The following is a 24,685-nucleotide window of genomic DNA, read 5'->3' as shown; positions in this document are numbered from 1 at the left end:
CGCTTTTAGCGGGCGCACAGTCGTGGAATGACCGCGGCCCTGACGCAAACCCCGCCCACACGTTCGTTGCCGGGCGAGCCGTTTCATGAAAAAACCCCGGCTCGTTGCCGCTGGGGAGAACCCCGAGCTCGGGCAACTCGCCATCTAAACTTGGCCCGGTACCCACGGAAGGAACCATCATGAGCATGGAAGGCGCGGCCTGGAGCTCGCTGCACAAGATGTCGAGCGCTAGGGACAGCAAACGCGGCTTCTCCCGTGAGTCCGTGAGGCGGATCATGAGGTTCGCGGTGCCCTACCGGTCCAAGCTGCTTATCTTCATCACCCTCTCCACCGTGGGAGCTTTCCTCGCGGTCGCGACGCCGGTACTCGCCGGCCAGGTGGTCGACGTTATCGTCGCCCAGGGCGCGGTCACCACGATTGTGTGGCTCGCCGTCGTCATCGCGCTCGTGGCCGTGGCCGACGCCGCCGTGTCACTCGTGACGCGCTGGTACTCGGCGCGGATCGGTGAAGGCGTGATCCTGGACCTCCGCACCGCCGTCTTCAACCACGTACAGAAGATGCCGATCGCGTTCTTCACCCGCACACGAACGGGCGCCCTCGTGAGCCGCCTCAACAACGATGTGATCGGCGCTCAGCAGGCCTTCAGCGGCACGCTGTCCGGCGTGGTCACGAACGTGGTGGCGCTGATCCTCACCCTGATCGTCATGCTCAGCACGTCCTGGCTCGTGACGGTTCTCGCCGTGATCATGCTCCCCATCTTCCTCGTACCCGCCCGCCGCATGGGAAGCCGCCTCGCCGCGCTCCGCCGCGAGGCCGCCGATCACAATTCCGCCATGAGCACGCAGATGACCGAGCGCTTCTCAGCGCCCGGCGCCACCCTCGTCAAGCTGTTCGGCCGGCCCGACGAGGAGGCCGAGGAGTTCCGCGTCCGCGCTGCCCGTGTCCGCGATATCGGTGTCCGCGCCGCAATGCTGCAGTTCGTCTTCTACACCGCACTGATGCTCGTCTCCGCTCTCGCCCTCGCGCTCGTGTACGGGCTCGGCGGCGCCCTCGCCCTAGCCGGCCAGCTGAACACCGGCGACGTGGTCACCCTGGCGCTTCTCCTCACCCGCCTCTACGCGCCGCTCACCGGCCTCGCAAACGCACGGGTGGAGATTATGAGCGCGGTGGTCAGCTTCGAGCGCGTCTTCGAGGTGCTCGACCTTGACTCGCTCATCAAGGAGAAGCCCGACGCCGTCGCCGTGCCCGAAGGCCCGGTGACCGTGGAGTTCGACAACGTCCGCTTCGCCTACCCGTCTGCGGACAAGGTGTCTCTCGCGTCTCTCGAGGAGGTTTCCACATTGGACACCCGCGGCGGCGAGGAGGTGCTGCACGGCGTGTCCTTCAGGATCGAGCCGGGACAGACCGTTGCCCTCGTTGGTTCGTCCGGTGCCGGCAAGTCCACGATTGCGCAGCTTCTCGCGCGCCTGTATGACGTCGACAGCGGCGCCGTGCGCCTCGCGGGGGCGGATGTCCGCGATGTCACTTTCGCCTCCATGCGGCACACCCTGGGCATGGTGACGCAAGACGGCCACCTGTTCCACGAGACCATCCTCTCCAATCTGCGCCTCGCGAGGCCGGAAGCGTCCGACGATGAGGTGTGGGACGCCGTCCGCCGTGCGCGGCTCGAGCCGCTCATCCGGTCCCTGCCCGACCAGCTGAACACCATGGTGGGCGAGCGTGGCTACCGATTGTCCGGGGGTGAGCGCCAGCGGATGACCATCGCGAGGCTCCTACTCGCCCAGCCGCGCGTCGTCATCCTCGACGAGGCGACGGCGGCGCTGGATTCGACGTCTGAGGCCGCCGTGCAGGCGGCGCTCAGCGAGGCGCTCAAGGGACGGACAGCGATGGTGATCGCACACCGCCTCTCCACCATCCGCAGCGCGGACCTGATCCTCGTGGTTGAGGACGGCTCGATCGTGGAGCGCGGTACGCACGAGGAACTGCTGGCTGTGCGCGGGCGGTACGAGGAATTGCACCGGACCCAGTTCGCCGTGCAGAAGAATGTTGCGGCGGATGCGGATGCGGATGCGGATGCGGATGCGGATGCGGAGGCGCTAAGCGGGATCTAGTGACTGAGCACTTCGCCACCATGCGGTCCGGCGCCTGAGCCGGACGACCGACGAGTCGGTGGCGCTGGTAATCACGGCCGCGTAACCGACTCCGGCCCGGTGGCCTCACGTCAAGCGCGGGCGGAGCGCGACGTGAGTTGGCGAAGGGTGGCTTCGATGCCGGCGGCGTTCTGCCGAGGAAAGCCGAGCAGCTCGTAGACCTTTCCCTGAACGGCTGGGACGGTGCTGTAGTCAAACGTCTCAGTAACGCGCGTAGACGTGGGCGTGAGCGGCGTGAGTTCCCAGCGCCACCGGTGTCCCGCGGGGTGACGCCACTCTACAAGCCGACCGTCTTCGATGCGCGTCACCGTGCTGGTGATGCGATACGGGACGCCGAACTGCTTCATCGCTACCGAGAATTTTGCGCCCTGGGTGAGCCGCCGCGGCCCCGACACCGTACCGCCGACGGTGCCCGAGCCGTCGAGCTCACCGTGACGGTGCGGATCAGCCACCAACGCGAAGATGTCTTCGGCCGAAGCCGGCACCTCAACAGTGCGCGCGACTTGGCGGGGCCCTTGCTCAACCTGTTCGATTGTCATACTGCTCAGCCTAGGTGGGGGCTGTCTCTTAGACGGTGTTTCCGGCCTGACGCGCTGCACGTGGGTCTTTCAGGAGCGGCGTCGATGCAACGAATTGCCGCTACGCGGGGTCGACAAGGGCGCCGTCATCCTCGTCGCCCCAAGACTCAACAAGCGTGATTCGCCCGCGCGAATCGCGAATCGAAAGCACGAGCGCAATGATCGCGGTCGCGATTCCGACAACGCCCAGGGGGTTCGCGATACCAATAGCGAAATCCAACGCAGGCTGTGTTGGTCCGCTGATGATTGTCTGCAAACCGCGAGGTGTTGAATCTGGAAGCGTGAGTCCCAACAAGAGTCCGCTAACGCCTGATGCAAAGAAAAACACGTATGTTATCGCGCGAGTTTCGAACCCTCGACGTGCCGTGCGTCGTACCGCGAGCCCCGTGATCACCAGCAAGGCGGCAAAAATCACACCCAGCGTCGCCGCGTAGATGATGGTGAGGTCGCCACCGATCCCGAAGAGGTGGCGGCCGAAAGAGATCCACGTGGCCACCGCGATACCAGCAACCACGAGCACGCCACCCATGTGCCCTGAGCGCGAGGCACCAGGCGTCGCGCGAACTCGAATTACGTTGTACGTCATCACGCGCTCTCAATCACTGTGCTCACTACAACCGTAGCCATGGAAGTGCTTGCGCGTGCGCACATCCACAGATGGACTAGCCCGCGAACCGCGAACCGCGAAATAAATGCGACGCTATCCGACAACACACCCCTGCTCGCTTTCTCTATACGGAATCTTGCAAGATGCCGCAAGCCTGAGTTTCATCCTTTCCGTGCTCCGGTACCGCGACGATCTCAGCGTCAACGGCGCGGCCGGCTTGCGCGCTCAGCAGCATTCTGAATGGCGCGGTTCAAGTCGACGATTAAACGCACGGCGGGAGCCCATTTGTTGTCCAGCAGCAATGTGTCCGAGCGGACCAACCCATTCAGAGCGACGAGGACATTCGCAATCGCCCGGGGTGATCCGCAGACCTGTCGGACGCACTCGGTGATGTCGTGCCCTTCATCGATGGTCCGAATCTTCTCAACCGTCTTCACGACAGTACGGTCAATAATTCGCACGTGAAATGCCTCCGGTTTACGAGCCCGTCTGTCGTCGTATGCCGCTTTGCGGCAGGCAGGGCCACAAAAGACGCGCGGTCGTCCGGTGCTCGCGGCCGGCGGCAGCGCCGCGCCACACCGGACGCACTGGGTCGAGGTCATTCGTCGGATGTTGAATTTCTGCAAGTCGCTCATACTCAGGAGGAGCGCCAGTCTGCACCGTTTCGTCACCGACGAAATGGCCGGCTCCTCGATCTGCAAGAGGCGTGGCAATTCAAGTTGGATGTCCGCGGCGGTCGCTCAGGTCGCAGACTCGTCGAAGAAGGATTGGGATGCGGTGAAACGAGCGGTGAAACCGATCTACACCGCTCCGACCGTCGATGCCGCCCGCGCAGCCCTGGATGATCTGGCCGAGGTCTGGGGGAAGAAGTACGGTGCGATCATCCGGTTGTGGGAGTCGGCGTGGGAAGAGTTCACCCCGTTCCTGTCCTACGACCCCGAGATCCGCCAGGTGATCTGCTCCACCAACGCGATCGAGTCGCTCAACGCCTGGTATCGGCGGGCAGTGCGCGCTCGAGGACATTTCCCCACCGAGCAAGCAGCCCTAAAATGATTGTATCTAGTCACTCGAAGTCTCGATCCCACCGGTGTGGGACGAGCCGGTGGACAATAGGGTGGAGGCCAGCTCTCAACGCGTTCGCCATCACCTTCCGAGACCGCTGGCCGAACGCAGAATCCTACTAATGAAAAACGCCGGAAACACCGATAACGAGACACTCCCAAGGATGAAATGTCGCCCGTGTTCAGCCGTCGTGGGTGGACAGCACGATGGAGTAGGTGTAGGAATGGCGCAAGTGATCGTCGATTTAGCCTCAGACCTCGGGCGGTGGGTGCAAGATGCGTACAAGCGAGAACCGGAGGGGGACCGGGGTTCTTGTCGCTATCACACTCCTCTTCGTCCTTACCGGCTGTGACGGTGGCGGGACGACGGACGGTGGCGGGACGACGGACGGTGGCGGGACGACGGACGGTGGCGGGACGACGGACGGCGCTGGCACGGTCGGTCTCGGCTGTCAGGAGGATTGGCCACTCCGGTTGGAGCCTACAGCGCAAACCGATGAGGAGCTTCAATTTCTGGATGACATTGTCATCTGTAGTAGCTCGGACGGCACCTCACGCTTGTTCATCAACAACTCTGACGTCGTCTGGTACTTCACTGCCGCAGAAACAGGCGAATCTGGGAATTATGTGCCATATCCCACCGACGATGGCTCGGAGCGATTCCGCGACGAGATTGCACCAAGTCTGGCCACCTACGCGTATATGGCGCCCGACGATCAGGTGGTTGCTGTGTACCGGACCTTGGAAGATGCCGAGTCGACTCAGTGGTACATCGACCGCAAGCTGTCCACCGCTCTGGCCTTGCAAACGATCTTCGAAGATCGAGTCGAAGCCCTCACGCAAAGCACCGTTGTGCGCTTGTTCGCGCAGGGGAGCGCCGCACGCAAAGCTGTTGCTGCGTGCGCCGTAGCTGGCGTAAACGCCGGTGTGCTGGTCGGCGAGAACGATGTCGGCTTCAATGCCGACACTCTCGGCGCGATCGCAGGAGAGGCTAGTTGCGCAAGCGCCTGGCTCACAGCCGAGCAGGCCAACAGCGAGATCCGATTCCCGAAGGTGACCGCCGCTGTCGGTAGTGCGGCCGAAGTCGGCGAGCATGCGTCGTTCTGGGCCAAGATCGGTGAATATGCACAACTCGGTTGTCGCATCATGCCACGTGGTTGCTAAGGCAGTTCTAGATGCGACCGCTGGCGGCTCGGCGGGTTGCTACCGGCGAGTCGGCCTATTGTCACTCGGCATGCCGATGAGCCACGCCTCAGCGGAGACCCGCTGAGCAATCGTCGCGGCCTTCCAATGCAATTGGCGGCTGAGGCTGGGATTGAGAGTTGATTAATCTATTTTCTGCAGATGACAATGATCGTGTTGCAGGGCCATAATTGGCATCATGAACGAAAGCGCCAAGAACGCGCCTGAACGCCTATGGGCGATCGGGTGCAGCGTCCCGTTCCGCCGCAGCGACGACGGCGACTTCGACCTCGACCTTGAATACCGGTTGGACAATCAGTGGCTCCAGCAACTGATCCGGAAGGGGCTGCTTGCACCCCAACTGGCGTTCGATTACGACGACCTGCCAGACGGTGAGCGCCTTGTACTTATACCGGTCGGATCGGACGTTGAAGTGAAAGCCGAGGCAGACGAGTCTGGGGAGCCCACCCGCGGACCATTGCCCGCTATTCCGTGGGTAGCCATTGGCGTCGGCGTTGCGAGCAGCGCCATCTGGGACGGGGTAAAAGCTGGCTACAAGGCAATCAACAGTTCTCCCACGCCGTCGACCACTTACTCGCCACCGGGCGGCCGACCGCCGGTGCGGCCCGGGCACGGCTTCATGTAGCGGGCATCGCGTCATGTCTGTTGCCGCAGCCGACGGAGCCGAGGGTGCCCGTGTCGAAGTGTTCGATGACCGTGTGGTGATCTCCCGCAGCGGGTTCATATCATCCCTGCGGCAGGGTGCCCGGGTCGAGGTGCCTGTATCGGAGATCAGCGACGTGGTTGTGTCAAGGACCGGGCTCCTACCGGGTGTGTTCGTTCTCATCGGTCCCGGGCAACCTGCGAACCCCGGATGGGCGACTAACAACACAAACCCGCGGGCCATCTACTTTGATCGTGGTCAACAGCCCGCCCTCGAACGGGTCCGGGTAGCGATATTGGAGCACATCTTTCAGTCGGGTCCCCAGTCGGCCCCGGCCGCGCCGTGGGCTTCCAATCGATCCGTGGTGCTGTTCCTTACGGCCCGCCCGGTGGACCCGCGTCCGGCACCCCTCAAGGAGTGGTCCGACCTGAACGTCGACCTCGAGCAGCGCGTCGTCCTGGAAGAGCTTCAAGGTGCGGGCGGCCAGCAATCGGTCGAGCTCGAACTGCGGCCCGCGGTTACTGTGGACTACCTCATCAATGACATGCTGAGCACTCGCCCAACGGTCCTGCACTTCTCCGGACACGGTCTAGTCGAGGGGCTCATTGTCGAGACGCAAGGGAGAGGTGTCGCTTTGGTCCAGGAGGCGGCGTTGCTCCGGATTTGCAGCATCCTTGAGATCGCGCAAGAACTTCGGCTCATCGTGCTGAACGCCTGTCTTTCAGCCCGGCAGGCGAACATGCTGGCGTCGAGTATGCATGCCGTGGTGGGCACCCTCGATAGCGTGAAGGACTCGGCGGCGATCGCCTTCTCGAAGGGTTTCTACAACGCGCTCGGGCATGGGACATCGACGGCATCAGCGTTTGCCGCCGGGGTCGCGCAAGTTTCCCTCGAGGGCGGGGAGGACGAAGCGCAGAAATATGCTCTGTTCGCCAACCCCGCGGTGGACCCGTCGACATGGGGACTGCTGGAGTAGTCCCTCGAACCCGGTCAGCGGATACGCCCGACTCGGACCGCTTCAATCCATCCCGTCCTTCACCTCGACGGGCTATCAGAGGTCAAGGCCCGAGTTGTGGTGTGACTGCGGTTATTTCGTCTGGGTTGGTTTGGGGTTAGGCGGTGAGGAGTAGCTCGCGGTCCGCTGTCGCGATCTCACGGGGCGACGTACATCCCTAAGACCCAGCCCCGACTGTTGGCACTTAGCCACCCAACTGCACCTACTCTTTAGATTTGGTCTCTCGTATCCTTAGGGATTTGGGGCGTCTCATATCGAGCTGCATCGCGAAGGTTCGGCGCGTGCGGCGCGCCGATAACACTTCATATGTCTTCGCCGCGAGTGTGTGCGACCAGCCTGGCACGCGTCTCGCGGTAACAACTTGCCTCGGGGCCAAGCTTGAGGTCAGCGCTTCTGGCAGCCCGATACCCAGGTTGACCTGCCGGCCGCCACCGGCTGAACCCGATCGAGGGCCGCGGGAAGAATCGCTGAAAAGTGATTGCGCATGCTCATTCGTCGGTGTATACCTGAAAGCAATTCCACATCGTGCCCACCCGATGCAGAGTTGACCTCGATCACGGGATTCGACAAAACTCCAGATCAGACGGTGGTGCCACCGTGGCACCACCGCATTCCAGTCGGCAACTCTTGCCAAGGCCCGGTCGAAAAGTGCGGCGGCGGTCGGGCACCTTATGGCTTGACTTGCAGAAAAACCCCAGATCAAGCGGTGCTGCCACCGTGGCAGCACCGTGTTCACTCCTCGTCTTTCGCAAACGCGCGGTCGAGCAGCGCGGCGGTGGCCGGGTTCACGAGTTCGCTGCGCTGGATGTAATGCTGCACCGTGATCCTCGTGTCCGTGTGGCCGAGCAGCTCCGCGGCGAGTTCGATGCTGGCGTTGGTGTTGACCGCGGTGGCGACCGTGCGGCGGAACATGTGCGGGGTCACTCCGTTGATGCCCGCTCCCTCGAGCACCTGTCGCAGCTGACGACGCACGTTCGCGGTCGTCAACGGAGTGCCGTCGCGGGACTGAAACAGCAGCCCATCCAGGCCCAGACTCCCGAATTTGGCGAGCCGCCGGCGCACGGCGTCAGCGGTGAACGTGGGCAGTGCCACAACACGGGTGGATTTCGCGGTTTTGGGATGGGCTTGCCGGAAGGTCAGTTCGCCTTTACGACTGACAATGGTTCCGGCCAGGCGAATGGAGGGCACGGCACTGGTGATGTCAATGTCCCGGCGTCTGATGGCGAGCACCTCACCGATGCGGGCCGAGGTGCCGAGCATCACCTCGATGATGGCGCCGAGCTGGCCATCGGGTTTGGGGCCAGAGATATGGTTGGCGGCGCCCTCCCAGTGCGCGATCGCCGCGCGGATGGCGTTCACCTCTGGGGCGGTGAGGGCATTGGGCACGTGCGGCTCGCGGTGGAGGCGGGCGACGTGGTCCATCGGGTCGCGGGGGAGTACCTCGTGCCGCACGGCCAGTTCCAATGCCAGCCGCAGCACGACCCGGGCCTGTTTGGCCCGGCTGTAGGAGAGCTTCGCGAGCTGCTTGATGAATTTGTCGCACCGGGCCACGCCGATCTCCCGCAGCGCCAAGTTGTCGAAGCTCGGTGAGACCAGGGTGCGCATGTTGCGCTCGTACAGGTTGCGGGTGGTCCGGGAGATCCGATCCTCCAGGTCGATGTCTTCCAGCCAGTACGTCACCAGGTCTTTGAACAGGCTGTCGGGCGTCAGCGCCGTGTCGGCGGGTTGGAACAGGTCCCGGTCGGCGAGCTTGGCCTTCAGTGCCCGTTCGGCGGCGTTGGCCGTGGCACCGGTGGCTTGCACCAGGCGCGCGTGGCCATCCCAGTCCCGGTAGCGGGTTCGCGCCGCGTACCTGCCGGTCGGTGTCTGGCGGGTGTTGATGTCGCCGAAGGTGCCGATCGTGAGCCTCTGCCGGGCCATCTCAGCTCACCGCCGATCGGTTTGCCTGGGCTCGCTGGAGGAGGGCTCGCGCTGCTGGGCGATCCAGGCTCGCACGTCGGAGATTGCGAACTTCAGATGCTTGCCGAACCGGTAGGCCGTGGGGCCTTTGCCGTGCACCCGCCAGTCGTAGACGGTGGAGATGGGGATGCCCAGGTAGGCGGCCAGCTCGGCAACGTCCATCAGGGGTTCGAGCCCCCAGTCGTCGGTGGGAGGGGAGGTTAGCTTGTCGTCGTGGATACTCATGTCCAAAAGGTGCGCACGGCAGTCCCGCATGATCGGAAGGAACCGAAACCGACGTCGGTGCCTCGGACGACAGGGCCGAGTAACCGGCTCTGGAACGCTGAAAGTGATGACGTAGTGATGACTTAATCAAATCTTTAACCTAAAAAGTCCCGGAAACCCTTGAGTTTCCGGGACTTTTGGTCGGGCTGACAGGATTCGAACCTGCGACCCCTTGACCCCCAGTCAAGTGCGCTACCAAGCTGCGCCACAGCCCGCCGCTTCCACAAAGCGATTCCAACATTCGAAACCTGCGGAAGACAACTGTAAGAGCTTACCGCTTTATACGAGGACCAAAGAACACATGGGAGGGTGCCGACGATCGCGGTTGGACTGAAGATTATTTGGTGTTCCCACGGCCTCCGAGCTGGCTGGGTTCATCGGTTGCGTCGCAAAGGGGCTGACGGCGAGACGACATTCGTGATGCGCGGCGGCGGTAACGCCCTCACGATTAGATTTACCCATTGTTCGCTTGCCAACTTTCATCATGTTGCTACTCTGGGCGCATGGCAGCCATCGCTAGCACCGTTAACCACATGCAGACGCATCGCGCCCGTCGTGATTCGGTCCGCTGGTCGCTCGCCACGGCCGGGCTGTTTCTTGCAGCGGCCGCGCTTCAGCTTGTCGCCTCGCTGGAACGGTGGGTCGTGCTCAGCGCCTCATGGGCGCGCACCGACACCACAATCGAAGACCACCGTTTCGACTACGCCTACCCCGCGGACCCGTGGGAAAACCTCGGTACGACCGCTCAACTCTACGGTTTGAGTCTTCTGCTCCTGGCGCTGGGTATCAGAGCCCTGGCGCGATCAGCCGCGAGCCGCGACGGTGGCCTGGAGCGGATGCTCACCGTCGCCACCGCGGCATCCTTCGGCATCACCGGCATGCACGCCCTCGTTTCGGGCCTGATCGGTGTTCCGTCTCCGTTGCAATTCCTGCCGGTGCAGGTACTGCTGAGCTTGGTCGCGTTCGCCGGTTTGATCGCTTTGAGCGTGCGCTGGTTGCGCGTGTCGTGGGCGTCATCCGTCGCGTGCCTACTGCTGCTCGGCGTCACCGTGCCGGGCACCATCGTCGTCACCTTTCAGATTGCGCCGGCCGTTCTGGGCTATCAGTCGCACGACACGACTCCCTTCAGCGAGACAATCGTCGCAGTGTTGACGGCCGCGGCAGGCGTGGCGATGCTCGTGGCGGCAGGGATTGCCGAGCGCTCTCGTCGCCGATCCGCTGCGCAGACTTGAGCGACTGCGCAGAGTCGAGTGACTCCGCAGACTTGAGCGACTGCGCAGAGTCGAGTGACTGCTTAGCGCCTACTTTCCGATTCGGGGCGCAGTCGGATGAGTCGCTGCGGGCCATCCTCTTTCAGCTCGGCCAGGTCGCTTCGCGAGGAGAGAAAGTCGGTGAAGGAACGAAAGCCGAGCGGCTTCTCGTTGAAGGACGGGTCCATGCGGCGCATCTGGTTCTTGATCGTGCCCGTGTTGAGCCACTCGTCGGCATCGCCCTTGGCGTGACCGATCTGCAGCGCGCGCACCAGAAGCTCCGTGGCCAGTGTCTGTGGGTCAATGTCGTCGCCGGCCTCGGGCTCGTCGAACTGCGCGTCTTCGGTGTGGGAGAACATGGGATTAGTGGCGAAAAGACGGGCCTGGATGGGCGCCGGGTCGGGTGCAATCTCGGCAGCTTCCGGGGCCTTCCTGCTTGCCTTGGGCCTCTGCGTAATGGTTGTAACGGTCGTTTGACCAATTCCGGGCAGCGAGTCGTAGTCCTCAAACTCGTCGCACGCAGCCGCAAGCGATGTGCTCGTCGAGCCGGCAACGCCAATGCCAACGACGAAGCGACCGAGCCGCTTCGACTTTTGGGCGAGGGCGATGTAGTCGGAGTCGCCGGCGATGATGATCACATGGGTCAGGTCGGGGAGTCGAAAGAGGTCTTCAACAACGTCGACGGCTAAACGGATGTCGGCACCGTTCTTGGTTCCGCGAGTGGTCGTGGTGAACAGCTGCGTCAGGTCCACCGCTCGAGACATGAGCTGGCGCTGGTAACTCGCATTGACGGGCACCGACCAGTCGGCGTAGGCACGATTCACGACCAGGGTGCCAAACGACGCGGCAAAGTCGATGATGGCGTTGAAGTCCACCGTGGCGGAGGCGAGCCGCGCGGCGACCTCGGGGTCGGCATCCGCACTCGACTTATTGAAATCACGGATGCCGTCGCGCTGAAAAGCGTTGCGCCCGTGCAACTGCTGATAGCGGGAGATGACGATGTTGTCGAAGTCGATATAGAGGCCGACGCGCGCATCGTTCGGTTCAGTCATGGTGAGCTCCTTAGCCACAGGCGGAAGACTCAGTTGCGATCCGGTACCCCCAGTCTGCGCCGAGCGGCGGGGCGAGGGCAACTCGGGTTCCAACTTGCACCAGCAATCGACTGCGGCAGAAGAGCGAAGCCACGTACCATCAGTGCATGCCCCCGCCTTCTCCACTCCCGCAACGGCACGGGCTCAATGCCGCGTGGGTGTGCACGCCGGAACGGTCGCAGCATCCGCTCTGGGAGACCATGGGGGCCTGGCTCGAGGAGCGGTTGTCGGAGTTCGTGGACGTGGCGGGCTTTCTGGCCCAGGAGCGTTTTGTCTATGGCACCGGCGAGGCAGTCGGCAGCCGCGACCCTTACCGGCCGTACACCTTTGTGTGGTTCCATCGCGATTTGGCCGAGGAGACCGTTGTTCCGGGGCCCATTCATCTGATCTATCGTGACGATCGGATCGTGGTGGTCGACAAGCCCGCCTTTCTCTCGTCCATTCCGCGCGGGCGCCACGTCGTGCAGAGTGTGGTGGTGCGCCTGCGAGCGGAATTGCAGCTTCCAGAGCTGTCCCCGCTGCATCGGCTGGACCGGGGGACGTCGGGGCTGCTGGTTCTGTCGACTGAGCGACGGTGGCGCGGGGCGTATCAGTCGATGTTCCAACGCCACGAAGTAGAAAAGACCTACCGTGCGCTGGCGCCGCTGTTGCCGGGCCTCGAACTGCCCGTAACGGTGCGCAATCACCTCACGACGCACCGTGGTCGGTGGCAAGCCGAGGTGCTGGCGGGCGTGCCGGCCAACGCCGAGTCGTTGATCGCACTCGAATCGGCAGTCGATGGCCTGGGCAGTTACCGGCTGGCACCCCGCACCGGTCGCACGCACCAATTGCGCATGCACATGCTCGGCTTGGGAATTCCCATCTGCAATGATCCGCTCTACCCCGTTGTGCAGGATGTCGCGCTCGACGATTTCACGCGCCCCCTGCAGTTGCTCGCGAACGAGTTGCGCTTCACCGACCCCATCGATGGGGGAGTGCGGCAGTTTGCCAGCCTGCGCACGCTGCCGTTGCGCAGTGAGAAGTCCTGAGCGCACGCGGTTGCGAGAACGCATCGGGTCATGATCGCCCCGGAGGCCACCGGAATTTGTCGCGCACCAGTGAAAGACGGATGCTTGAATCATGGAGCACACGAACGAGACCTCACCCGGCGACACCGACCACAACGCGAAGGCGGCATCCGCTGCTCACACCCCTCGCGATCCCGGCGCGGTTGAGGAATTCTGGGACGAACGCTACGCCGACATGGCACAGCTGTGGAGCGGGCAGCCGAACGCGACACTCCTGACCGAGACACAGGAATTACCGACCGGGCGCGCGTTGGACGTCGGCTGCGGCGAAGGAGCGGATGCCCTCTGGCTGGCGGAACGCGGGTGGCGCGTCACTGCGCTGGACGTGTCGCGGGTAGCACTCGCCCGGGCAGCCGCCCAAGCCGCCGCTCGCGGAGTGCCGGTGAACTGGCTACACGCCGGTCTGGTCGAGGCGGCGCTGCCGAAGGCATCTTTCGATCTGGTTTCTGCGCAGTACCCCGCGCTGCTGCGCACCGACGAGAACGTTGCCGAGCACGCGTTGCTCGAGGCGGTCGCTCCTCACGGTGTGCTGCTTTTCGTGCATCACCCTGCCCCGACGGAGGAGGAGGCCGCAGCCCACGGTTTTCATGCCGACGATTATGTAGGCCCGGCCCAGATCGCTGCACTGCTGGACGACAGCTGGCAGGTTGAGGTCGACGAGACCCGGCCGCGCCATGTAGCAACCGGCGCCGGGTCGCATCACACCCACGACGTTGTCCTGCGGGCTCGACGACTGCGCTGATCGGCCGCATGTAGATTGTGGACGGCGCTGCGCGGCCGCAGCGAGGTTTCGCAAGTGCTGTGGGCGGCGCGGCCCGCGGGCGGTCTGCCGATAGGGTGAGCACTATTATGCAGATTCGCGACATTGGCCTGTCGGCGCTCAAGGGCGGCCCACATACGAAGCGCAAAAACGTACTGCTCGAAGCATACGGTCCGGTGGGGGACCGGCTCTTCGCGGTCGTTGACCTCGCAAACGGACGGGTGTTGAAGACCGTTGAGCATCCGTTATTGCTCACCTGCCGAGCCCGGTGGGAACACGAGGTGCTGTCGGTCGACATCGACGGGCAGCAGATTGCCGCAAAACCTGAGTTCAACGGTCAAAATGTCACACTCGACTATTGGGGTCGCGCCGTTGGCATGCAGGTGGTTGGCGGGCCGTGGGCCCAGGCATTCTCTCGTTTGCTCGGGAAGGATGTCGCTGTGGCACAGATAAACGCCCCGGGCGGCGTGGTCTACGGCGACTCCGTCACCATCGTGACGACGAGTTCGCTGCGCCGGCTCGCCGAGGAGGCGGCCACGACCATTGATGCTCGCCGTTTTCGGGCGACGTTCACAATCGACACGGGTGACGCGGCTGCGCAGGTTGAAGATTCCTGGGCTGGTCGTGAACTCGACGTGGGGAGCGCACGTCTGCTCGTGGGCGTCGGCATCCCTCGTTGCGCCGTCATCGATTTAGAGCCCGACACCGGCGCTCGCGGCACAAACCTGCTGAAGACCCTCGCCCGCTTGAGCGGGAGTGATATGCCATTCGGCGTGTACGCCCAGGTCATTCGCCCCGGAAGCGTCGGCTGCGGCGACCAGGTGCGATTAGCCCCCGGTAACTGACGGGAGATACTAAAGGGATGGACGACAAAGATACCCTCGCTGATTTTCTGCGCTCAGCCCGGGCCCGCCTGACGCCAGCCGATGTCGGCCTGTCGGTCAACCCCCACGCGGCCGCCCGACGGGTGCCCGGCCTGCGCCGTGACGAAGTAGCGGGGCTGGCCGGCGTGAGCGTGGATTACTACGCGCGCATGGAACAGGGCCGGGTGACGCAGGCATCCGATGCCGTTGTCAATGCGCTCGCCGAGGTGCTGCACCTGAACGAGGCGGAGCGCAGCTACCTGTTCTCGCTGTTATCCACCTCGACCGGCGGCCGCATCCAGCAGCGGCGGCGCACCCACGCGGTTCGGCCGTCGGTGCGCACGATCATGGATTCCTTCACCGAACAACCGGCATTCGTGCTCGGCGTCGGCATGGATGTGCTGGCCATGAACGACCTCGCCAAGCTGCTGCTGAAGGACTTCACGACGGGCTCGGGACTCGGGCGCAGCATGGCCCGATGGACATTCCTCGACCCGTCGGCGCGCACACTGTACCTGGACTGGGAGATTGTGGCGTGCGATGTGGCGGCTATGCTCCGTCACGACGCGCGTTCCCACCCCAACGACCGAGCCCTCAACGAGCTGATCGGTGAGTTGACCGTCAAGAGCGACGAATTTCGCGCGTGGTGGAGTCAGCACCGGGTGTGGGAGTGCACGTTCGGCGTGAAGCGCTTCGAGCACCCGATCGTCGGCCGGGTGGACGTGGACTACGAGACCTTCCCGGTTCCGGGCGAACCAGACCAGCAACTCTTCGTCTACAGCACCCAACCGGCGTCGGCCTCCAGCGACGCGCTGCGCATCCTGGCCTCCTGGCGCACAGAGCAGACGGATACCGCCGCGCTCGAGTCCTTTCGCTGACGGTCTAGAACCCTTCGGGCAAACGCGGCACGTACGATGCTTCAAGGCGCGTGCGCTCGTCGGCACTGAGCTCAAGGTCGAGCGAGGCGATGGCATCGCTGAGGTGGTGCGGCTTCGTGGCGCCAACGATCGGCGCCGTCACGGCGGGGTTGCCCGACACCCAGGCCAGGGCTACTTGAGCCCGCGGCACGCCGCGCTCGGCGGCGATGTCGGCAACGACCGATGCAACCGCACGATCGCCCTCTTCCGCCTGCGCGTAAAGGGTCTGGCCGAACAGGTCCGTCTCGGTGCGGGCGGTCGTTTCGTCCCAGTTTCGAGTGAGCTTTCCACGCGCAAGCGGACTCCACGGGGTAAGGCCGATGCCGGCATCGACTGCGAGGGGGAACATTTCGCGCTCCTCTTCTCGGTTGATCAGGTTGTACTGGCTCTGCATTGATACGAACGGCGTCCAGCCGTTCGCCTGCTGCAGGCGCAGGGCCTTGGCAAACTGCCAGGCAAACATCGAGGAGGCGCCCAGGTAGCGCGCTTTACCCGAGCGCACCACGTCGTGCAGGGCTTCAAGCGTCTCCTCGAGGGGAGTGAATGGGTCGAAACGGTGCACGATGTAGAGGTCCACGTAGTCGAGGTCGAGGCGATGGAGACTGTTGTCGATTTCCTGCAGCACCGCCTTGCGTGACAGGCCACGCTGGTTGGGGCCCTCACCGACGGGTGCGTATACCTTGGTCGCGACAACGACCTCGTCCCGGTTCGCATACTCCTTGAGTGCTCGGCCGAGGATTTCTTCGCTCGACCCGGCCGAGTACCCGTTCGCGGTATCGAAGAAGTTGATCCCGGCTTCGACGGCCTGCCGAATGAACGGCCGGCTGGTCTCCTCGGTCAGTGTCCAGGCGTGGTTGCCGCGTTCCGGCTCGCCGTAACTCATGCATCCCAAGGCGATCGGGGAGACATCCAGACCGGTGCTGCCGAGCTTCACATACTTCATGGGACTCCTTTAATGACGGATGCCCCGGGCCGCGTTGAAATCTGCGGCCCGGGGCGGTTCGTGCCTGGGTTTTTATCAACCTGCGCGGCTGATGCCGCGCCGGTCGGGGCGCCTACGCGTCGACGCGGGTCTCGTTCGCAAACGTGGCCACGTCGATAACGAAACGGTAGCGCACGTCGCTGCGGATAACACGCTCGTAGGCCTCGTTCACCTCATCGACCGAGATGATCTCAATGTCGGCGCCGATTCCATGGGCGGCGCAGAAGTCGAGCATTTCCTGGGTCTGGCGGATGCCACCGATCTTGGAAGCGGCGATGGCGCGACGCTGGGCGGCGAGCCAAACCATCTTCACGCTGTCAGGCTCGGTGGGGATTCCAACGTGCACGAGCGTGCCGTTGAGGGCCAGCAGCTTCAGGTAGTCCTCCAGGTCGAGGTTCGCGGCCACGGTGTTCACGATGAGGTCGAAGTGGTTCTCGAGCTCGGTGAAGGTGGTCGGGTCGCTGGTGGCGTAGTAGTGGTCTGCGCCGAAACGCAGGCCGTCTTCCTTCTTGCTGAGGGTCTGGCTGAGCACGGTGACCTCGGCGCCGAGCGCGTGGGCGATCTTCACACCCATGTGTCCGAGGCCGCCCATGCCGAGGATGGCAACCTTCTTGCCGGGGCTGGCTTCCCAGTTCACCAGAGGCGAGTAGAGCGTGATGCCGGCGCAGAGCAGGGGAGCGGCCTCGGAGAGCTCGATGCCGTCGGGGATGCCGAGCACGTAGTTCTCGTCGACGACGATCGCGGTGCTGTAGCCGCCGTTGGTGGGGGAGCCGTCGTGGTTGCGGTCGTTGTAGGTGCCGACCTCGCCCTTCAGGCAGTACTGCTCCTCGCCGGCCAGGCAGTTGGCGCACTCGCGGCAGGAGTCCACGAAGCAGCCGACGCCGACGCGGTCGCCAACCTGGTAGCGGGTGACGTCGCTGCCGACGGCGGAGACGATGCCGGCGATCTCGTGGCCGGGAACCATCGGGAACAGTCCCACGCCCCACTCGTCGCGAGCCTGGTGGATGTCGGAGTGGCAGATGCCGGCGAACTTGATGTCGATCGCTACGTCGTGGGAGCCGGGGGTGCGCAACTCGATCGTGGTGCGAGCGAGGGGCTGGTTGGCCGCGGGGGCGGCGAGTGCAGGAACAGTGGTCGTCATAAAAAACTTTCAGTGCCGATGATGAGATGCGAGGAAATCCCGTGCCGGGGCACGTGTCGACGGTGACATCCGCTCGCTCAACGTTACGTGATTGAACCGACCCGATCGAGACTGGAGCGTGGCACTGTCTGACCCACCCAGGTATCCGGTGCTCGCGTCTGCGCGGCCACCTGAGCTGGCTGACCGCGCTGCAGCGGCATTACGCTTTCTGAACGGTGATGGTCCAAGCGGCGTCGCCGACGCGGTCGAAATTGGTGACCGGGTAGCCTTCCTCCGCGGCCCAGCGTGGCAGGGCATCCGTCGCTTGGGTGCAGTCGAAGTTGATGACCAGCTCATCGCCCAGATCGAGCAGGGCAATGGCTTCCTTGGCCTCGACGATGGGGAACGGGCAAACCTGACCATCAGTTTCAAGTACGTGAACTGCCATGATGAATCTCCTTATTTTACGGTGAATTGGTGAATTGAAACGTGGCGCGGGGCGAGCGATGCTAGCGGCGAACGGATGCCCGTGCAGCGCTAGGACCGGGCGTCGCCGCCTGACTGGACGAGCCCGCGGCTGCGGCATTGCGGGCGGAACGGGCCTTGGAAGGCCCGGTGATGAAGAGCCGGGTGGCGGCACCGGTGCCGAGGATCATAAAGCCGAAGGCTACCCAGCCTTGCAGCTCGAAGGAAGCTGTGTTGACCATGGCGTTGCCGATGGTGCAACCGCCCGCCAGGCTGGCGCCGATACCCATAAGTGCACCGCCGGCGATGCTGCGAACGGTGGTGACGGCATCCGGAATTCGAATGCGGAATTCTCCGCTGCCCTTGGCAGCGATAAACGCGCCCGTGAGGATTCCAATCACCAAATAAACTCCCCAGTCGATGACCTCGGCGTCGCCGCTCACCAAATAGTTGACGATGTTCGAGGATGGGCCTGTGATTCCAAGTCCCGCTTCACGGCCGGTGGCCCAGCTCAGCGGCCAGGCCAAGATAGCCAGCGCGGCAATCACGAGCGCGGTCGTGAACGCGCCCCACTGCTTCTCGAAGAGAAGATGGGCGATGCCGCGTTTGCGGGGCGGCAGGGTGGCTAGACGAGCTCCTGGGCGCTTGCGCAGGTGATGCCGGACCAACAAACCAACCGCGCTGGCCAGCACGGCGATCAGGAGCCACGGCGAGACGCCCAGCAAACCGTGCACGGTTGAGGCTTCGACCGTGACGCTGCGCAGGCCGGAGACTCCCGTAGCCAGCACGCCGGTCTTGGAGATGGCGGAGAACAGCGCGTAGAAGATGAGCGCCAGCCAGCTGCCCACCAGACCCTCACCGGCGCGATAGTAGGTGCCCGTGGCGCAACCGCCGGCGAGCACGATGGCGAAGCCAAAGAGGAAGGCTCCAAGAACCGTGGCGAGCCAGGGAAAGGCGCTGGACGACAACGAGATTACGCCGACTGCATCCAGGGTAAAGACTCCGACGCTCTGCACGGCGATCACGATCAAAAACGCCGTGATCCAGCGAGTGTTGCCCGTGACCCAGAGATCACGGAATGCGCCGGTGACGCAGAAACGACCGCGTTGCATCGCGAAGCCGAGGGCAATGCCCAGGCCCAAACCAGTGAGAAGCATGTCGTATCCCCGTTCGTTTTTGACCTTCGCTGCAGTCGTGAAGGCACTATTTACGCTACGACTCATCATCGGATCAGCGCCGCAGAAGTCGCCGGGTGACCCTGTGAGACGACACATTTGACTGCTTCGAGGTCGAGCGCTACGCATCGAAATCATGAACCAGAGGGAAATATTTTGACGCACGATGCGTTGCGCTTCGAATCGGGGAGGATGGTGTCATGGCAAACACTGAGCACGAGTCGTGGGTCAAGAACTATCAACCGGGCGTTCCCGCCGAGATCGAACTCCCAACGGAGTCCCTCGTGGCCATGCTCGAGCGAGCAGTGGCCGAAGCCGGTACCCACCCCGCACTGGAGTTTTTCGGGCGTCGAACGACCTACGCCGAACTCGGCGACCAGATCGACCGGGCCGCGGAGGGATTGCGTCACCTCGGGGTGAGAGCTGGCGATCGAGTGGCCCTGATCTTGCCGAACTGCCCCCAGCACGTCGTCGCTTTCTACGCGGTGCTGCGCCTGGGCGCGGTGGTAGTGGAGCACAACCCGCTCTACACGTCCAGAGAATTACGCCACCAGTTCGAAGATCATCAGGCCCGTGTCGTTATCGCTTGGGACAAGGCGACGGCCGCCGTGCGTGAGTTCCCGGCCGACATCGAGATCGACCACGTTGTCTCGGTCAATCTCCTCACCGCGTTTCCCACCCTGAAGCGCCTCGCCCTGCACCTGCCGGTGAAGGGGCTGCGCGAATCACGCGCGGCGCTGACGGGCCCGGTACCGGGCACGATGTCCTGGAAGGACCTGCTCGCTTTCGGCGTGATCGATTCCGAGCATCCGCGCCCGTCGGTCGATGACCTGGCCGCTATTCAATACACCTCGGGCACCACCGGAACCCCCAAGGGGGCCATGCTCACCCATTTCAACCTGTATTCCAATGCTCTGCAGGGTGAGGCGTGGATGCACGGCGCCCAGTACCGCAAAGAAATCTTCTATGCGATCCTGCCGATGTTCCATGCGTTCGGGATGACCCTCTATTTGACCTACGGCATCCGCAAGCAGGGCCTGCTCGTGCTGTTCCCTAAGTTTGAACCCGGGCTGATTCTCGACGCCATGAAGAAGTCGCCCGCCACGGTCTACTGCGCGGTGCCGCCGATCTACGAGCGCACGGCGCTCGCCGCGAAGGAAAAAGGAATCTCGCTGCGCTCGTGCAAGTACTGCATTTCGGGCGCCATGGATCTACCCGATCATGTCGTGGAACTGTGGGAGTCGGTATCGGGCGGACTTCTTGTTGAGGGATACGGCATGACCGAGTCGTCTCCCGTTGCCCTGGGGAATCCGTTTCATGCCAGCCGACGCACGGGCACGATCGGTGTGCCGTTCCCATCGACCCTGATGAAAGTGGTAGATCTGGATGATTCGAACGTTGAGGTGCCGTTGGGGCAGCCGGGTGAGTTGTTGCTGAAGGGACCGCAGGTTTTTCAGGGTTATTGGAACAACCCAGAGGAGACCGCAAAGACGCTCCTGCCCAATGGGTGGCTGCGCACCGGCGATATCGTGACCGTGGATGAGGATGGCTTCACCACGATCGTAGACCGCGCTAAAGAGCTGATCATCACGGGTGGTTTCAACGTGTCGCCCTCCGAGGTGGAGGCTGTCTTGCGGCTGCACCCGAGCGTCAGTGACGCCGCCGTGATCGGCCGACCGCTCGAACGGGGCGGGGAGATGGTTGTCGCCGCGATCGAACTCACGGCCGGTGCCACCCTCGATGAAGATGCATTGCGGGCGCACTGCCGGGCACACCTCGCGGCCTACAAGATTCCGCGGCGGATCGTGCAGATCGAAAACACACCGCGCTCGATGCTCGGCAAGGTGTTGCGCAAGCAGGTTCGTGAGCAGGTTTTACCACTGCTCTGACACCGGGCCAACGGTGTTGCCGGGGGACATCCAGGTCTCCCAAAACAGGCGAGCCAATGGAGTCCATTGCGGGCTTGAAATTGAACGGATACTGTTCCACTGAACACACCGGTGTTATCGCTCGAACGGTGGGAGCCTCATGACAGCATCCTCAGACTTTTGTAGGCGCCACGTATTGCACAGCGGGAACGGTGAACTGGCCGATGACGTCTTTCCCTACAGTTCTGTCGATCAAATAGACGAAATGCTCGATGCCGGTGCTAAATGCCCCAATGGGTTGGTGTTCTTTATCCACGGCGGACTAGTCGGGGTGGACGCGGCGGTTGACCGCGCTGTGAGACTCGAGCCCTATTGGGGAAAGCGGGCCCGAGCTCACGCGGTTTTCTTCGCTTGGGAATCGAGCCTGATCGAGACGTTCACAAACGACTATCCTCCGATACTACGTAGAATCGTCCGAATGTTTACCGGGCACGCAAAGGCTCTGGTCGAGCGAACAATCCAGGCGCGGTCCGACGGAGCATGGAGTGCGTTCATCACGCAGCCGAACTATCAGCAGAACGCGCGCGCGGAGCTTGAATTTCTATTAATCGACGACGTGGGATTGAACATACAGATCGACCTCGCCGCCCGAAGGGTCCCAGTCGGTACCAACTCTTTGATCGCGACAGAAGAGAACGTTCTGGTGGAGCCACAGGAGCATTTCGATACGGCACTCCAACCCCTGTCCCGAGAGACCTACGAGGCAATATTTGGTGCGACGGAAACCCGCACAGACTTGTTTATGGCGCTACTGGCACCCCTCAGTCCGATGCAGAATTTTGTCGCTCGGGCCCTGGGCGTGTTCGACGATGTGATGCGCCGCGTCGATGCCCATCGTGATCACGGCGCGGTCGCGACGATCCAGGAGGAATGTATCCGCAGTTTCAAGATCGGTAATGCGGCCTGGGACAGTATGAAGGCGGACACGGCCGCTTCCGTTCAGCCCACCGAGAAGGCTTGTGGTACAGCGTTAATCGGTGCCATCGCGCGACGTGAAAATGATAAAACCAAAGCTCCGCTGTCGAAGGTGACAATAGTCGCGCATAGTGCGGGGTCAATTTTGGCATGCCACCTGCTGCGTTTGGCCGATGAACAGGGAATTAAGCAGAGGTTCAATGTCGTGTTCCTAGCGCCCGCTGTGACTCATTCTTTTTTTGCGGAAACGATTCGCCTGCACGGTTCGGTCATCAATAAATTTCGTCTCTTCACAATGAGAGATCACTTCGAGCAGCTGGACGGTGTCCCAAGTCGTCGGTTGGCCCTGTACGAGCACAGCCTCCTTTATCTTGTATCGGGAAGTTTTGAGACAAGACCGGTTGACGAAACGAATATTAGGGGCGACGTTCCTATACTCGGCATGCGCAGGTTTGCAGAGATGTCCGGGGACCTGTCCGCATCCGAAAGTGCTGACGTCTCGTTTGTTGAAAACTACCTCGCGAAGCCTACCCAGAAGGGGTTCTGGTCAGTCACGGGTAAGCACACTCCGATCGGAGAGGTCACCCGGTCGAAGACCCACGGAGGATTCCCAGAAGACCCTGGCACCAAGCGCAGCGTTTTGGAATTCATCTGCACTGCCTGATTGGGCACGACGTTTCGGCATCTGTCTGCGCGCCGGTCAGGCGGCCATCGAACGGATGCGCACCGAGTGCAACTGTGCACGCCAGGAATACCGACGGCGACGGCCTATTCTGGCCGGCCGAGCGCATCCTCCCGAAAGATGCGCCGGTGGTGGCCCGCAGACGTCACGCAACTCTCGCGTCTAAAATACTTACATGCCCCAAATCGTTCATGAGTTCGTCTGGCCTGACCGGGTCGTCATCGGCACCGTCGGCCTGCCTGGGGAGCGTACGTTCTATCTGCAGGTACGCAGCGGCGCGCGGATTGTCAGCATCGCCTTAGAGAAACAGCAATCGGCCCTGCTCGCCGAGAAGATCGACGAGATTCTCGACCAGCTGATCACCTTCGAGGGCAACCCGTTTAGTATCCCCACTGGCACCCCCATCGAGCTCGTCGATAACGACCCGCTTGAGCAACCGGTCGCTGAGGAATTTCGCACCGGCTCGATGAGCCTGGGCTGGGATCCATCGACGGTTCAGGTGGTGATCGAGGCCTACCCGATTGTCGACGAAGATGAGGAAATGCTCGACCCGCTTGAAGCGGCCAATGTGTTGCTCGTGCGCATACCCGTCGGCACCGCTCGCGCATTCGCGATGCGCACTCGTGAGGTTGTGGGCGCCGGGCGGCCGATGTGCTCCCTCTGCGGTTACCCCATCGACGCCGACGGGCACACCTGCACCGTTCCCGGGGACTGATGTCGATTCCCGACCTGGTCGACGGCGAGTTGAAACTCACCGGCCGGATCACGACGGCCTCGAACGCGACCTTCCTGGGCAGCATCGATGGCGCGATGGTCGTCTACAAACCGGTGGCGGGGGAGCATCCGTTGTGGGATTTTCCGGATGGAAACCTCGCCAATCGTGAAGTGGCGGCTTATCTGGTCTCGCAAGCCTTCGGGTGGAACGTCGTGCCGCACACCTGGCTGCGCGAGGGTCCAATGGGTGAAGGCATGGTGCAGCTGTGGCGGGAGCCTGACCCCGCGCAGAGCCCCGTCGATCTGGTGGCAGCGGACGCTGTTCCGGAAACCGGCTGGCGCCACGTTCTCGACGGGCGAGACGAGCACGAACGGATGGTCACCCTCATTCACGAAGACAGCGCCCCGCTGCGGCGGATGGCCGTGTTCGACGTTGTCGTGAACAACGCTGATCGCAAGGGCGACCACATTCTCGCCATGACCGATGGGCACCGACACGGAGTCGATCACGGGCTCACCTTTCACGTCGAACCCAAGCTGCGCACCGTGCTGTGGGGATGGTTGGGCGATGCGCTCAGCACCGACGAGCTCGACGGCATCGACCGGGTCAAGGCGGGGCTTTCCGGCGAGCTCGGCACCGCCCTCGCTGGCCTGGTCAGCGCCGAGGAGCTCACGGCATTCGTCGCGCGTTGCGACCAATTGCGCTCTGAAGCACGATTTCCGGCCCCGAGCGGCGACATGCCCGCAGTACCCTGGCCGTTGTTCTGAGATCGCCACTTTTTTGATACTTATCGTGCCCGAGGTAACTTCGGGTGTGCAACGCTAGGGACATGGATCTTGAGGTGTCGGCGGCGCTGACCATTCCCGAGCGCGAACTCGGCTGGCGGTTCTCCCGGTCGTCCGGTCCCGGCGGCCAGCACGTCAACACCTCCGACAGCCGGGTCGAGCTGTCCTGGAACGTCGCCGAGTCCACGGTGCTTTCCGACGACGAGCGGATGCTGCTGCTCACCCGTCTGAGTCACCGTCTCGTCGCTGGGGTGGTCACCATTGCCGCCAGCGAGCAGCGCTCCCAGCTGCGGAATCGCGAAATTGCGCTGCGAAAGCTCGCCGACCTGGTGATCGCGGGCCTTGCGGCAGAGCCGGCCGCGCGCCGGGCGACCAAACCCACCCGCGGTTCAGCCAGGCGGCACCTCGCGATCAAACAGCAGCGCTCTGCCACGAAGCAGAACCGGCAGCGTCCCGCGGCCGAGTAGGTGGGCGATCCACCGACATCCGT

General features: G+C 63.1%; 24 protein-coding genes, 1 tRNA gene and 1 pseudogene. 15 read left to right on the top strand and 11 right to left on the bottom strand.

What is annotated here, in order from left to right:
• Window positions 1–179 precede the first annotated feature (179 nt).
• Window positions 180–2,111, top strand: a complete 1,932-nt coding sequence (locus tag E3T51_RS14885; RefSeq protein WP_134530541.1) for an ABC transporter ATP-binding protein — start codon at window positions 180–182, stop codon at window positions 2,109–2,111.
• 110 nt (window positions 2,112–2,221) lie between these two features.
• On the opposite strand, the gene E3T51_RS14880 is transcribed toward E3T51_RS14885, so the two are convergent.
• The 3 genes from E3T51_RS14880 to E3T51_RS16840 form a co-directional block, all read right to left on the bottom strand.
• A complete protein-coding gene (locus E3T51_RS14880) occupies window positions 2,222–2,689 on the bottom strand; it encodes an SRPBCC family protein (protein WP_134530540.1) in 468 nt (155 codons plus the stop codon).
• Between the two features lie 100 nt (window positions 2,690–2,789).
• Window positions 2,790–3,257 (bottom strand): hypothetical protein, encoded by a 468-nt coding sequence (locus E3T51_RS14875; RefSeq protein WP_241989364.1) that lies wholly within the window; start codon window positions 3,255–3,257, stop codon window positions 2,790–2,792.
• Between the two features lie 278 nt (window positions 3,258–3,535).
• Window positions 3,536–3,772, bottom strand: a complete 237-nt coding sequence (locus tag E3T51_RS16840; protein WP_166806504.1) for a hypothetical protein — start codon at window positions 3,770–3,772, stop codon at window positions 3,536–3,538.
• Between the two features lie 316 nt (window positions 3,773–4,088).
• Here E3T51_RS16840 and E3T51_RS14865 point away from each other — a divergent pair.
• From E3T51_RS14865 to E3T51_RS17440, 4 genes and pseudogenes are all read left to right on the top strand, one after another.
• A pseudogene (locus tag E3T51_RS14865) lies at window positions 4,089–4,519 on the top strand (transposase); the annotation flags it as partial.
• Between the two features lie 351 nt (window positions 4,520–4,870).
• Window positions 4,871–5,560 carry a hypothetical protein gene (locus tag E3T51_RS14860; RefSeq protein ID WP_166806503.1) on the top strand — a complete coding sequence of 230 codons (690 nt, stop codon included), beginning with the start codon at window positions 4,871–4,873 and terminating at the stop codon, window positions 5,558–5,560.
• A gap of 217 nt (window positions 5,561–5,777) precedes the next feature.
• On the top strand, window positions 5,778–6,224 hold the full coding sequence (locus E3T51_RS14855; protein WP_134530536.1) for a hypothetical protein: 447 nt from the start codon (window positions 5,778–5,780) through the stop codon (window positions 6,222–6,224).
• A gap of 13 nt (window positions 6,225–6,237) precedes the next feature.
• Window positions 6,238–7,218 carry a CHAT domain-containing protein gene (locus E3T51_RS17440; RefSeq protein ID WP_134530535.1) on the top strand — a complete coding sequence of 327 codons (981 nt, stop codon included), beginning with the start codon at window positions 6,238–6,240 and terminating at the stop codon, window positions 7,216–7,218.
• Between the two features lie 771 nt (window positions 7,219–7,989).
• Here E3T51_RS17440 and E3T51_RS14845 read toward each other — a convergent pair.
• The 3 genes from E3T51_RS14845 to E3T51_RS14835 form a co-directional block, all read right to left on the bottom strand.
• The gene (locus E3T51_RS14845; protein ID WP_134530534.1) at window positions 7,990–9,177 is read right to left on the bottom strand and encodes a tyrosine-type recombinase/integrase; all 1,188 of its coding nucleotides are present in this window, start codon (window positions 9,175–9,177) and stop codon (window positions 7,990–7,992) included.
• Window positions 9,178–9,183: 6 nt separating this feature from the next.
• Complete coding sequence (locus E3T51_RS14840) at window positions 9,184–9,441, bottom strand: helix-turn-helix domain-containing protein (RefSeq protein WP_241989363.1); 258 nt, start codon at window positions 9,439–9,441, stop codon at window positions 9,184–9,186.
• Between the two features lie 177 nt (window positions 9,442–9,618).
• A tRNA-Pro gene (locus tag E3T51_RS14835) sits at window positions 9,619–9,695 on the bottom strand.
• Window positions 9,696–9,983: 288 nt separating this feature from the next.
• Between E3T51_RS14835 and E3T51_RS14830 the strand changes: the two genes are divergently transcribed.
• Window positions 9,984–10,712 carry a hypothetical protein gene (locus E3T51_RS14830; protein WP_134530533.1) on the top strand — a complete coding sequence of 243 codons (729 nt, stop codon included), beginning with the start codon at window positions 9,984–9,986 and terminating at the stop codon, window positions 10,710–10,712.
• A 62-nt stretch (window positions 10,713–10,774) separates the two neighbouring features.
• Here the strand turns inward: E3T51_RS14830 and E3T51_RS14825 are convergent, their stop codons facing one another.
• A complete protein-coding gene (locus E3T51_RS14825) occupies window positions 10,775–11,782 on the bottom strand; it encodes an NYN domain-containing protein (protein WP_134530532.1) in 1,008 nt (335 codons plus the stop codon).
• A 239-nt stretch (window positions 11,783–12,021) separates the two neighbouring features.
• Between E3T51_RS14825 and E3T51_RS14820 the strand changes: the two genes are divergently transcribed.
• The 4 genes from E3T51_RS14820 (at window position 12,022) to E3T51_RS14805 (ending at window position 15,389) form a co-directional block, all read left to right on the top strand.
• Complete coding sequence (locus E3T51_RS14820; RefSeq protein ID WP_241989362.1) at window positions 12,022–12,849, top strand: pseudouridine synthase; 828 nt, start codon at window positions 12,022–12,024, stop codon at window positions 12,847–12,849.
• A gap of 91 nt (window positions 12,850–12,940) precedes the next feature.
• Window positions 12,941–13,630 (top strand): class I SAM-dependent methyltransferase, encoded by a 690-nt coding sequence (locus tag E3T51_RS14815; protein ID WP_134530530.1) that lies wholly within the window; start codon window positions 12,941–12,943, stop codon window positions 13,628–13,630.
• Between the two features lie 107 nt (window positions 13,631–13,737).
• Window positions 13,738–14,493 (top strand): MOSC domain-containing protein, encoded by a 756-nt coding sequence (locus tag E3T51_RS14810; protein ID WP_134530529.1) that lies wholly within the window; start codon window positions 13,738–13,740, stop codon window positions 14,491–14,493.
• 17 nt (window positions 14,494–14,510) lie between these two features.
• Entirely contained in the window at window positions 14,511–15,389 is an 879-nt protein-coding gene (locus E3T51_RS14805; protein ID WP_134530528.1) for a helix-turn-helix transcriptional regulator, read from the top strand.
• 4 nt (window positions 15,390–15,393) lie between these two features.
• Here the strand turns inward: E3T51_RS14805 and E3T51_RS14800 are convergent, their stop codons facing one another.
• From E3T51_RS14800 to E3T51_RS14785, 4 genes are all read right to left on the bottom strand, one after another.
• Window positions 15,394–16,371 carry an aldo/keto reductase gene (locus E3T51_RS14800; protein WP_134530527.1) on the bottom strand — a complete coding sequence of 326 codons (978 nt, stop codon included), beginning with the start codon at window positions 16,369–16,371 and terminating at the stop codon, window positions 15,394–15,396.
• Window positions 16,372–16,483: 112 nt separating this feature from the next.
• On the bottom strand, window positions 16,484–17,551 hold the full coding sequence (locus tag E3T51_RS14795; RefSeq protein WP_134530526.1) for an NAD(P)-dependent alcohol dehydrogenase: 1,068 nt from the start codon (window positions 17,549–17,551) through the stop codon (window positions 16,484–16,486).
• 199 nt (window positions 17,552–17,750) lie between these two features.
• On the bottom strand, window positions 17,751–17,978 hold the full coding sequence (locus E3T51_RS14790) for a sulfurtransferase TusA family protein (protein WP_104190802.1): 228 nt from the start codon (window positions 17,976–17,978) through the stop codon (window positions 17,751–17,753).
• 61 nt (window positions 17,979–18,039) lie between these two features.
• Entirely contained in the window at window positions 18,040–19,152 is a 1,113-nt protein-coding gene (locus E3T51_RS14785) for a YeeE/YedE family protein (protein ID WP_134530525.1), read from the bottom strand.
• Between the two features lie 218 nt (window positions 19,153–19,370).
• On the opposite strand from E3T51_RS14785, the gene E3T51_RS14780 reads away from it, so the two are divergent.
• The 5 genes from E3T51_RS14780 (at window position 19,371) to arfB (ending at window position 24,662) form a co-directional block, all read left to right on the top strand.
• Entirely contained in the window at window positions 19,371–21,059 is a 1,689-nt protein-coding gene (locus E3T51_RS14780; RefSeq protein WP_134530524.1) for a long-chain-fatty-acid--CoA ligase, read from the top strand.
• Window positions 21,060–21,516: 457 nt separating this feature from the next.
• The gene (locus E3T51_RS14775; protein WP_206751180.1) at window positions 21,517–22,677 is read left to right on the top strand and encodes an alpha/beta hydrolase; all 1,161 of its coding nucleotides are present in this window, start codon (window positions 21,517–21,519) and stop codon (window positions 22,675–22,677) included.
• Between the two features lie 193 nt (window positions 22,678–22,870).
• Window positions 22,871–23,410 carry a DUF3090 domain-containing protein gene (locus E3T51_RS14770; protein ID WP_104190801.1) on the top strand — a complete coding sequence of 180 codons (540 nt, stop codon included), beginning with the start codon at window positions 22,871–22,873 and terminating at the stop codon, window positions 23,408–23,410.
• Complete coding sequence (locus E3T51_RS14765; protein ID WP_134530522.1) at window positions 23,410–24,177, top strand: SCO1664 family protein; 768 nt, start codon at window positions 23,410–23,412, stop codon at window positions 24,175–24,177. Before E3T51_RS14770 ends, E3T51_RS14765 begins: the two co-directional genes overlap by 1 nt.
• A gap of 62 nt (window positions 24,178–24,239) precedes the next feature.
• Window positions 24,240–24,662, top strand: coding sequence for an alternative ribosome rescue aminoacyl-tRNA hydrolase ArfB (gene arfB, locus E3T51_RS14760; RefSeq protein ID WP_104190799.1), 423 nt, complete (start codon window positions 24,240–24,242; stop codon window positions 24,660–24,662).
• Window positions 24,663–24,685: the final 23 nt, after the last annotated feature.

Origin of the sequence: Cryobacterium serini (assembly GCF_004404025.1) — a bacterium.
In the GTDB taxonomy this organism is placed as follows: domain Bacteria; phylum Actinomycetota; class Actinomycetes; order Actinomycetales; family Microbacteriaceae; genus Cryobacterium; species Cryobacterium serini.
Note: the sequence above shows the minus strand (reverse complement) of the source record. Positions and strands in the feature narration are given on the sequence as shown.

Coding starts and splice junctions, on each gene's coding strand:
- arfB (WP_104190799.1), top strand. CDS start 24,240: ATGGATCTTGAGGTGTCGGCGGCGCTGACCATTCCCGAGCGCGAACTC.
- E3T51_RS14785 (WP_134530525.1), bottom strand. CDS start 19,152: ATGCTTCTCACTGGTTTGGGCCTGGGCATTGCCCTCGGCTTCGCGATG.
- E3T51_RS14775 (WP_206751180.1), top strand. CDS start 21,517: ATGTTTACCGGGCACGCAAAGGCTCTGGTCGAGCGAACAATCCAGGCG.
- E3T51_RS14795 (WP_134530526.1), bottom strand. CDS start 17,551: ATGACGACCACTGTTCCTGCACTCGCCGCCCCCGCGGCCAACCAGCCC.
- E3T51_RS14780 (WP_134530524.1), top strand. CDS start 19,371: ATGGCAAACACTGAGCACGAGTCGTGGGTCAAGAACTATCAACCGGGC.
- E3T51_RS14815 (WP_134530530.1), top strand. CDS start 12,941: ATGGAGCACACGAACGAGACCTCACCCGGCGACACCGACCACAACGCG.
- E3T51_RS14840 (WP_241989363.1), bottom strand. CDS start 9,441: ATGAGTATCCACGACGACAAGCTAACCTCCCCTCCCACCGACGACTGG.
- E3T51_RS14885 (WP_134530541.1), top strand. CDS start 180: ATGAGCATGGAAGGCGCGGCCTGGAGCTCGCTGCACAAGATGTCGAGC.
- E3T51_RS17440 (WP_134530535.1), top strand. CDS start 6,238: ATGTCTGTTGCCGCAGCCGACGGAGCCGAGGGTGCCCGTGTCGAAGTG.
- E3T51_RS14845 (WP_134530534.1), bottom strand. CDS start 9,177: ATGGCCCGGCAGAGGCTCACGATCGGCACCTTCGGCGACATCAACACC.
- E3T51_RS14855 (WP_134530536.1), top strand. CDS start 5,778: ATGAACGAAAGCGCCAAGAACGCGCCTGAACGCCTATGGGCGATCGGG.
- E3T51_RS14800 (WP_134530527.1), bottom strand. CDS start 16,371: ATGAAGTATGTGAAGCTCGGCAGCACCGGTCTGGATGTCTCCCCGATC.
- E3T51_RS14805 (WP_134530528.1), top strand. CDS start 14,511: ATGGACGACAAAGATACCCTCGCTGATTTTCTGCGCTCAGCCCGGGCC.
- E3T51_RS14790 (WP_104190802.1), bottom strand. CDS start 17,978: ATGGCAGTTCACGTACTTGAAACTGATGGTCAGGTTTGCCCGTTCCCC.
- E3T51_RS14875 (WP_241989364.1), bottom strand. CDS start 3,257: ATGGGTGGCGTGCTCGTGGTTGCTGGTATCGCGGTGGCCACGTGGATC.
- E3T51_RS14820 (WP_241989362.1), top strand. CDS start 12,022: ATGGGGGCCTGGCTCGAGGAGCGGTTGTCGGAGTTCGTGGACGTGGCG.
- E3T51_RS14825 (WP_134530532.1), bottom strand. CDS start 11,782: ATGACTGAACCGAACGATGCGCGCGTCGGCCTCTATATCGACTTCGAC.
- E3T51_RS14765 (WP_134530522.1), top strand. CDS start 23,410: ATGTCGATTCCCGACCTGGTCGACGGCGAGTTGAAACTCACCGGCCGG.
- E3T51_RS14830 (WP_134530533.1), top strand. CDS start 9,984: ATGGCAGCCATCGCTAGCACCGTTAACCACATGCAGACGCATCGCGCC.
- E3T51_RS14880 (WP_134530540.1), bottom strand. CDS start 2,689: ATGACAATCGAACAGGTTGAGCAAGGGCCCCGCCAAGTCGCGCGCACT.
- E3T51_RS14770 (WP_104190801.1), top strand. CDS start 22,871: ATGCCCCAAATCGTTCATGAGTTCGTCTGGCCTGACCGGGTCGTCATC.
- E3T51_RS14810 (WP_134530529.1), top strand. CDS start 13,738: ATGCAGATTCGCGACATTGGCCTGTCGGCGCTCAAGGGCGGCCCACAT.